Annotated in this window: 2 tRNA genes and 1 rRNA gene; all 3 read right to left on the bottom strand. The window is 53.9% G+C overall.

Annotated features, from left to right (window positions below):
* Window positions 1-355 precede the first annotated feature (355 nt).
* Window positions 356-431 (bottom strand) — tRNA-Ala (locus POI8812_RS17445).
* A gap of 7 nt (window positions 432-438) precedes the next feature.
* Window positions 439-515: transfer RNA gene (locus POI8812_RS17440), tRNA-Ile, on the bottom strand.
* A gap of 275 nt (window positions 516-790) precedes the next feature.
* Window positions 791-2253, bottom strand: a 16S ribosomal RNA gene (locus POI8812_RS17435).
* Window positions 2254-2500: the final 247 nt, after the last annotated feature.

Raw genomic sequence — 2500 nt, 5'->3', positions numbered from 1 at the left:
GTGTTTTTGACTTGGAAAGACTGTAACATATCAAGGATCAACCTCATCAGCACGCACTGGCGATGGGCTGGCGACAGACCCGCAGTGGCCTTGGCAGACCATCCGCAGACCACCCTGTTCACACAGGAAAGTCGCTCTCCGAAGCAAGCTTCGGACAATACCAAGATTGTTACGTCTCGTGTATTTCTCTCTATACGATGTAAATCATCCGCTGGCCCGAAGGCCGGACAGGATGTTCAAGATCAGAACTCTGAGCTTGAAGATCATGTCGAAGGGATAGGTGGGTCAGCCCTCTCGAACATTGCTGCGCAACGTTCTGCCGGGCGCCACATCTTTTGCTCTGCAAAAGAGTGGTTGGTGGAGCCTAGGAGGATCGAACTCCTGACCTCCTGAATGCAAATCAGGCGCTCTCCCAGCTGAGCTAAGGCCCCAAACCGTTGGTGGGTCGAGGAGGACTTGAACCTCCGACCTCACGCTTATCAGGCGTGCGCTCTAACCACCTGAGCTACCGACCCACAAGCAATCTGCGATGCAGATCGTCTTGAGTGCGGCAGGCTCTTTCCGAAGGAAAGATGCCGAGAGGCACCCGGTTCCAGACTGGGTGCCTACCACACCACTGCGAAGCTCGCGCTTCGCGTTCTAATTTGAAGGGATATGAGGACGGCTCGATCGTCTAGTATATGTGCTCTATGCCGCTTTCGCTGACATCTCCCGTGAGGAAGAGGCACTGCTAAGTGGTCCAATGGCCGATCGATCCGAAGATGCGATCCGCTCGCTGGACCATCCTTAGAAAGGAGGTGATCCAGCCCCAGGTTCCCCTAGGGCTACCTTGTTACGACTTCACCCCAGTCGCTGAGCTTACCGTGGTTGGCTGCCTCCTTACGGTTGGCGCACCACCTTCGGGTAAACCCAACTCCCATGGTGTGACGGGCGGTGTGTACAAGGCCCGGGAACGTATTCACCGCGTCATGCTGTTACGCGATTACTAGCGATTCCAACTTCATGCCCTCGAGTTGCAGAGGACAATCCGAACTGAGACAGCTTTTGGGGATTAACCCATTGTCACTGCCATTGTAGCACGTGTGTAGCCCATCCCGTAAGGGCCATGAGGACTTGACGTCATCCCCACCTTCCTCCGGCTTATCACCGGCGGTTCCGCTAGAGTGCCCAACTAAATGCTGGCAACTAACGGCGAGGGTTGCGCTCGTTGCGGGACTTAACCCAACATCTCACGACACGAGCTGACGACAGCCATGCAGCACCTGTCACTGATCCAGCCGAACTGAAAGAACCGTCTCCGGTTCCGCGATCAGGATGTCAAGGGATGGTAAGGTTCTGCGCGTTGCTTCGAATTAAACCACATGCTCCACCGCTTGTGCGGGCCCCCGTCAATTCCTTTGAGTTTTAATCTTGCGACCGTACTCCCCAGGCGGAATGCTTAATGCGTTAACTGCGTCACCGAACAGCAAGCTGCCCGACGACTGGCATTCATCGTTTACGGTGTGGACTACCAGGGTATCTAATCCTGTTTGCTCCCCACACTTTCGTACCTCAGCGTCAGTATCGAGCCAGTGAGCCGCCTTCGCCACTGGTGTTCCTCCGAATATCTACGAATTTCACCTCTACACTCGGAATTCCACTCACCTCTCTCGACCTCTAGACCGGCAGTTTTGGAGGCAGTTCCGGGGTTGAGCCCCGGGATTTCACCCCCAACTTTACGGTCCGCCTACGTACGCTTTACGCCCAGTAATTCCGAACAACGCTAACCCCCTCCGTATTACCGCGGCTGCTGGCACGGAGTTAGCCGGGGTTTCTTTACCTGCTACCGTCATTATCTTCACAGGCGAAAGAGCTTTACGACCCTAAGGCCTTCTTCACTCACGCGGCATGGCTAGATCAGGGTTGCCCCCATTGTCTAAGATTCCCCACTGCTGCCTCCCGTAGGAGTCTGGGCCGTGTCTCAGTCCCAGTGTTGCTGATCATCCTCTCAAACCAGCTATAGATCGTCGTCTTGGTAAGCCGTTACCCCACCAACTAACTAATCTAACGCGGGCCGATCTCTCTCCGATAAATCTTTCCCCCGAAGGGCGTATACGGTATTATTCATCGTTTCCAATGGCTATTCCGTAGAGAGAGGCACGTTCCCACGCGTTACTAACCCGTCCGCCGCTCTTCCCGAAGGAAGCGCTCGACTTGCATGTGTTAGGCCTGCCGCCAGCGTTCGTTCTGAGCCAGGATCAAACTCTCAAGTTGAAACGTCCAAAGACGTTCTTGACAGTGAACCATATGCACATCGATCAACATGATCTGCACCATGCTGACCGCTTATACCATTTGAGTTACCTCGAAATCATCCGAAGCCCCAAACAGTGAAGCTGACACCAATATCATCGGGAAACTTTCGAAACCCTAACTGGCTAGACATACAAACAGTCCATTGTCGCATCGACAACCAAACCGCCCGCATATCCCTTCAATATACTTTCAATTTTTAAAGAGC

This window comes from Pontivivens insulae, from assembly GCF_900302495.1.
In the GTDB taxonomy this organism is placed as follows: Bacteria; Pseudomonadota; Alphaproteobacteria; order Rhodobacterales; family Rhodobacteraceae; genus Pontivivens; species Pontivivens insulae.
Note: the sequence above shows the minus strand (reverse complement) of the source record. Positions and strands in the feature narration are given on the sequence as shown.